Raw genomic sequence first — 6,486 nt, 5'->3', positions numbered from 1 at the left:
GAAATATTATGGAGATTTTTAAAATATGAATGGATTGAATTTAGCGCCTATAAAGACCGAAAGAGCCTCCTCGCTTACGTTAAAAAAGTGCTGGACAATTTTGGAGGCGAGTATGTAATTAATTTTGCCTAGGTACTTAACGAGGAAAAGGCTAAAAGATTTCAGGATCGAGCGAATCAAGTGCTAAGGGAATTATTTGATCGAGAATTTAGCGATTAGTTCCTATTATCGGTTATCAGTTATTAGCTATCAGTTAAAACCGAAACAATTGCGGTTTTGAACTGTCAGTTATCGGTTATCAGTTGTAAGTTTTTTGTAAGTTTTTTGTAAGTTAATCACGAACTATCCTTGCTATGATGATGTTTCCTTAGTTTTCCGATAGTACGCTATAGGTTCATTGTCAAAATTAATCGCTTTATGATACCCTATGGATAGGCAGAAATTCAGGATGAGAAGATGAGAAAAAAGGAAAAAAATGTTTCCCTTGTGGCCAAAGTGTCCCCTAGCATGAAAAATCAGATTTTTGTGATCGCCGAAAAAAGGAACGAAACGGCAGCCACGGTCATGCGTGAGATGATCCGAGAATGCTTGGACAAGTTAGAAGTCGCATAAAAACAACCACTCCCGAAGCTTCGCAGGCTAGGGAGCGGTACAAAATATTTTCCAATACAATGAATAATACCAGAAAATCACCACAAAAGTCAAGCATTCCCCTGAATGCCACGGGATACCACGATAAAAGCATTACCAGCCCAATAGAAGCCTTACTAAGTAGAATAAAGGCTAATTTTGGCTTAAATTGCCAGAATGACGCGAATTTTGCGGCACGGGTAGGGTTAGCCACGGCACAAAAAATCAGTTTTTTAGGGGGTGTGGGATGAATCACCTCCGGATACTAGAGAATGTTCTCAAAGAAGCTTCGCGGTCTTTTGGGACGTTAGAACTAATCGCCCTAACAGCGACCCATATCTCTGAATACTGCCAAAATAGGCAGGAAAAGCGAGAAGCTTATCGAATAGCGGCAAAAATCATTAAATGCGATGCTAAACAGCTAAAAGCTATCTGTGAGAAGCTTGATCAGCTTCAATCCCAGATAAATTTTGATTTTGATTTTTTTGGGGGTGTAGGCCATGAGTAGAAGTAAGCTACACCCTTTTAAAGGCTCTAACTCATGCCCAATCTGTGGCGAAGCTGACAGCGATTGTCGCTACTCTACCGATGGGGAATTGGTTCTATGTCATTCTCACATCGGCTTTGACCCCAATCATCCTGATTGGCATTTTCTGGGGGATTCCAGTAATGGGGTGTGGGGAAAATTTGTTCCCAGAAAAAGCGAAGCATTCGATCGCACGGTCTGGTTAGAGAAAAAATTACAGCGAGAGATCGACCGATTAGAACGGCAAAAAGAACACGCTAAGAATGCCCTGAGTATTCCAGATAGAGACAAGGCTCTAAGAAAGTTATCCCAATCGCTAGGGCTGTCACGCCGGCATCGACAAGCGTTACTCGATCGAGGGCTGTCTGAGAGTCAGATAGAGACGGGTTTATTTTTCAGCATTTACCCTAATGATGATGTTCCCCCCGGCATTCCCCCCAATTTACCCGGCGTGAATAATGGGAAGATAGCGGCTGGCGGGGTCGGTATCGCTTGCCTTGCCTTTGATAGCGAGGGCCGGGCGATCGGATACCAGATAAGGTTAGAGAATGTTACCGATTCAAAATACAGATGGGCTAAGGGTTTAACTTCCAGTCACCTACCCGATGGTGAACTACCGATCACCCATATCCCCAATGGCAAGGATAACGGTCAAGTCTGGTTAAGTGAGGGGATACTTAAACCTTTTGTCGCTGCCCATAAGCATGGGCTTAATGCCATAGGTGCAGCCGGTGGGTATTTCTCAGGTGCTGCTAATCAGATTAAGAATGCGATCGGACCCTATCGACAATTAATTTTATGCCCGGATGCCGGTGACATAAATAACCCTCAAGTGATGCTGAGATGGTCTAAAGAGATTAAATTTTTGGAATCTCTAGGGAAGTCGGTATTAGTCGCATTTTGGGGGCAAAAAACCAAAGATGATGATGATATTGATGAGATAGGGAATCTGGAATCAATCGAATTTATCACGCCTAGCCAATTCCTTGAAATGGGAAAAAGCGATCCTTTACCATTCTGGGAAAAGGTTAAAAGATTAGTAGCGAGAGATCGGAAAAAAAATAGAAAACCCTTACCCTCACCCTTACCAAATAATCGAGAGGCAAAAATCTATGACCGCTCTAATCGATTAAATGAATGGGCATCGGGTAAATATATCTTAGATACGTCTCCCACTGGAAGCGGTAAATCTTATGATGCTGGCAAGGCAACCCCTGAGATGATGGGAGTTACAGACATTATTTATGTCAACAATGACCCTCGAAATGTCTCAACCCCAACGTTAAAAGATTGGCCAATATTAGAGGGTCGTCACGCCGGTTTATACCGTAACGAATTGGGGGAAATACGGACACGAAAAAGGAAAGACTCACTTGATAGATTCCAAGAGAAAGATTTACGGGCTAATTGTGCTAGACCCTTTACCCATGCGGCCTTAGCCAATCAAAATATAAGCCACGGAATAGAATCAGCTACTATCTGTCAGGGTTGCCAGTTCCTTGAGTTATGTCGGTCTGGCAAGGGGGATTATGATTATCTACAAAAGCGTGCGATTGCACTACAATCTAAGCGATTAATAGCTCACCCGGCAAGCTTGCCTAATCCTAAGTCGTATGACCCCGAAAATGGTTTCGACTATGGGAATACGACCCTAATTTTCGAGGAAAGTGAACTAAGCGCTAACACTACCAAAATAGTTAAGGTATCAGTGAAAGATATTACAGCCTCGATCGCATCCTTAGCGGAAAAGGATAGTGATCTTTTCCTATCTCTTAAGCCTTTACTGATTGCCATTAAGAAGCTAATAGCAGAAAAGCAGTCTAATCGCTATGGTTTCGATGGGAAAACCTTAAGAGAGAAGCTTTTAGGCTTAATTCCCAATGATATAGATTTAAATCGCCTAAAATCAGCATTAACCCCTGATTTAAGCTTTCTTGATCCAATCTCTGAGATGGGGGAATCAATAGCAGATATGCCGGCATCGGTCCGCCGGGCATTCGCTGAAAAGGATAGCAATTTAGCGGAAAAAGCCGAAAATGAGACATTAAAGCAGTGGCTACCTGAATTAATTGATTCTTTGCAAGGTAGAGGCTATTTATCGCTTAATCATGGTATTTTATCGGTTTCTTTTGTTGATTCTCGATTCTTAGCGATTATAAATGAGGCCGCTAAAATCATTTTCTTGAGTGCCACGGAATCGCTCGAAAATCTTGAGGCCCGAACCGGCTTAACAATTGATCTGATTACCACTGGGGGGGATATTCCAGAAAATATCAATTTTATCCAAGTGATCGACTTAGGCCGAATGGGTATTAATCGGGGGGAAGGTCAAAAGCGACGATCTAAAGTCATCCTTGACCATTATCGGGAAACCGACCCCAATAACACGGCTGTCATCCGATTCCAGTCTCACTGCAAGGATGAAGATGACCAGACAAGTCTTAAGCATTTTGTCAATTCGCAGGGAACTAACTTAATCGCGGGTGTTACCCGTCTGATCATCGACGGTTTACCATGCCCTAACCTTGAGTCACTAAGGCATGACTACGCTGTTAGCACGGGTTTAAACCCCTATGGTGAGGACTTCGATCGCTATACCCGTCATCGCATTCTATCCATCATCAAGCAAGAGATAGGAAGGTTAAGGGCTAATCTTTACCCAGATCGAATTTTCGAGGTTGTACTGCTTACCGATTATGATTTTAGCGGCCTTATCCCCCCTAACCAGATTAAGCAGGTCAAGGCCCATGAAATCACCCCGGATGCTGAAAGTGTCAAAGAACGGACTAACCGGCTAATAGGTGAGGCTGCTAATCGGTTGTGGGAAACCGGGGAAAAAGTAACCGAACGTGCGATCGCTACTGTAACCGGCATGGCACGGACTACGATTAACCGGTGCCGGGCATTCCTTGATGAAATTTTGGCCACATTTACTATAAGTAACCCTAATAGCAATTGTGGCCAAGCTGAAACCCTTACCCAGACCGACACAGACCTAATTAATGATGCTACGGTTTACCTAGAGGCCGCTAGTGAGGACTCACTCCTAACGGAATTTGGGAACATCCTAGAGGTACTCGATCGCAATCAGTGGGCCGCCCTATGGGGATTTATACCTATTCCGATAAGAGATAAGCTTCTTAATCAGCTTTTGGCGATTGCAACTTAATCACTAATCATACTCAAAACTCAAAACCGAAAAAATTGCGTATTTTTGGGCATTTTACCCTTGAGAAATGTTTCAGAGCTAATCGGGGTTAGGGTAGTAAACCTTATAAAAAATTCTAAGCGCTGACTAATCTAGCTCGTCGAGAGCGAACCAGTTCTGGGATATAAGTGTTCTTGTCATCTTGTCCTTGAAAACCAAGCCTTTCGTACACAGAGCCGCCAATGCCAGGTATCACCTCACCGTCTGACGTTCGCTGATCATCTTTTGCAAAATATATGAATTCAAATTTATTAGATATTTTTGGTTCAAATTCAATTTTTAATTTTTCTTCTGCATTAATATACATTACTGGAGCTACGATTAAAATTTTATTTGGATTAATTTTTTGAATTAAATTGACAAGGTTTGTTTTGACTACGCAAGCTCCAGAAATAATAGACTTAACAATAATCAAATAATCGATATTGCTGGGGCTGGGTTCCTGATATTTTTTTAGAATTGGAGCTACTTTTAAGTCGCTAATTCCAAAAGGAGAAAATCTTTTGTTCCAAAAACAAGCATATCCTATGTTAGAAAAATGGTTCTCTAACTGTAGGATAATGCCTTTTGCTAAAAAATCAGCATCTTCAACGGTAGAGGCTAAATATAGGCTATGGGGTGAGCTATCGATAACTCTATTTAAAATTATTTGCCCGAGCTTATTACCGAGTTGTTCCATTACTTCACGATACCTTTCAGGTTCAATACTTTTATTTGCTAAAATTTCAAGGTAGGTAAGGATTGTGCGATCATTGTTAACAAAATTAGATGTTTGTCTGGTCATATTAAAAACTTCTCCAAGTCTTCAAAAGAGGTGGGCTGAAATTGCTTGATTAAATCTTGAATTTTTTTGAAATTTGAACTTTCTATATCATGATATATGGTTCCCGTATCTAAACCATCAGCATAATCCCAATGCAAAAATCCCTTAGAGACATTATACTGGAATCTGGGAATCCGATCCAAAATACTTCGCATTCCTGGATCTAGCTCAATATCCGAACTAAACAATCGGATGTATGATGGCTGGGTAGTTTGGGCTTTGTGTAAAAGCTCGCTCACCGAAACTTCTGACGTATCTATTGAATACCAAGCTCCCAATAAAACGGTCGCAACACATTCGATTTTGTCTGGCTCAGGCTTGTCAAAAGCAGATAGATAACTTATCGATTCCTTAAAATCAGGCATTGCTTCTATTATTTCATTTATGTTTTTTGAATAATAAAAATAAAATACAGAAGTGTAGTTTTTTATTTCGCTAGGAATGGTTTTACTAAGATGAATTTGTTGTGTTTTGTTGTTGGTAACTAAACATAATTGAGTTTCTTCTAACTTTATTGTTTCATTAATTCTGTACTGCGAGTAAAAATCATAAGCGATAGATTTTAATGTATCGGAATTTCCCCAAGAAATACCTTTTTCTTTGTTTTTTAATTGATAATGTATTCGTAATTTTGGAAAATCAATTACTAAATCATCTACAAAAGTTTTGAGTTGACTAAAAAATTTAGCATCAATGCCTTCTTCAACTATCTGTTTAGCTATTTCGCTCAATTTGTATATGGCAAAAAAATCCTCGTATTCTTTTCCTTTATTATTGTTGGTTCCTCCTCTATTTTTATTTTTGATATACGTTAAGGCATCTTCACCAAAAATTGTTTGAATTAATTCGTCTGTGTACATAATTTTTCAGAAAAATAAGAAATTATTTGATTATTTCATTGAATCCCAAGCCTCTAGAACTAGGCGATGGATGCTGTATTCACCGTACTTCTTTATCTTGTGGTTCTCTTGGGTTTGGTAGGTAAAATGTATTCTAAGATACATTCTTCATAGCGAGGGGGTGGAATGAACCACAAAGACACAAAGTACACAAAAATTGATCGATCCTATGTAAGTTAAACTTATCACACAGAACCTAAAAGAGCTATCTCGTTGTTCTTGAGGACTTAATATTAGGCATTTTCCTACTGGGAAGTGATGGTTCTTCGTTACTTAGTATGGTTCGATAGGGGGGCATAAATCGACTAAATCCTTATCTGGCAAGAGACTTAATTGATTAGTTCGCTCTAGATCAAAAATAATTGACAAAAATCGCCAAATGCCTTTCTATATAAGGGTT

Annotated in this window: 6 protein-coding genes and 1 pseudogene; 5 read left to right on the top strand and 2 right to left on the bottom strand. The window is 40.1% G+C overall.

What is annotated here, in order from left to right; genetic code table 11:
* From PX481_RS17310 to PX481_RS17290, 5 genes and pseudogenes are all read left to right on the top strand, one after another.
* A pseudogene (locus tag PX481_RS17310) lies at nucleotides 1-132 on the top strand (IS630-like element ISMae24 family transposase); the annotation flags it as partial.
* A gap of 324 nt (nucleotides 133-456) precedes the next feature.
* The gene (locus PX481_RS17305) at nucleotides 457-612 is read left to right on the top strand and encodes a hypothetical protein (RefSeq protein WP_288026620.1); all 156 of its coding nucleotides are present in this window, start codon (nucleotides 457-459) and stop codon (nucleotides 610-612) included.
* Nucleotides 613-671: 59 nt separating this feature from the next.
* The gene (locus PX481_RS17300; protein WP_288026621.1) at nucleotides 672-881 is read left to right on the top strand and encodes a hypothetical protein; all 210 of its coding nucleotides are present in this window, start codon (nucleotides 672-674) and stop codon (nucleotides 879-881) included.
* Nucleotides 878-1,138, top strand: a complete 261-nt coding sequence (locus PX481_RS17295; RefSeq protein ID WP_288026622.1) for a hypothetical protein — start codon at nucleotides 878-880, stop codon at nucleotides 1,136-1,138. The genes PX481_RS17300 and PX481_RS17295 overlap by 4 nt, the downstream gene beginning before the upstream one ends.
* Nucleotides 1,131-4,325: a hypothetical protein gene (locus PX481_RS17290; protein ID WP_288095184.1), complete on the top strand. Its 3,195-nt coding sequence runs from the start codon at nucleotides 1,131-1,133 to the stop codon at nucleotides 4,323-4,325. Before PX481_RS17295 ends, PX481_RS17290 begins: the two co-directional genes overlap by 8 nt.
* 115 nt (nucleotides 4,326-4,440) lie before the next feature.
* Here PX481_RS17290 and PX481_RS17285 read toward each other — a convergent pair whose 3' ends face one another.
* Together PX481_RS17285 and PX481_RS17280 are read right to left on the bottom strand one after the other, a co-directional pair.
* The gene (locus PX481_RS17285) at nucleotides 4,441-5,148 is read right to left on the bottom strand and encodes a hypothetical protein (protein WP_288095181.1); all 708 of its coding nucleotides are present in this window, start codon (nucleotides 5,146-5,148) and stop codon (nucleotides 4,441-4,443) included.
* Nucleotides 5,145-6,047 (bottom strand): hypothetical protein, encoded by a 903-nt coding sequence (locus tag PX481_RS17280; RefSeq protein ID WP_288095178.1) that lies wholly within the window; start codon nucleotides 6,045-6,047, stop codon nucleotides 5,145-5,147. The genes PX481_RS17285 and PX481_RS17280 overlap by 4 nt, the downstream gene beginning before the upstream one ends.
* Nucleotides 6,048-6,486 lie beyond the last annotated feature (439 nt).

It is taken from the genome of Microcystis sp. M53603_WE2 (assembly GCF_030065435.1).
Note: the sequence above shows the minus strand (reverse complement) of the source record. Positions and strands in the feature narration are given on the sequence as shown.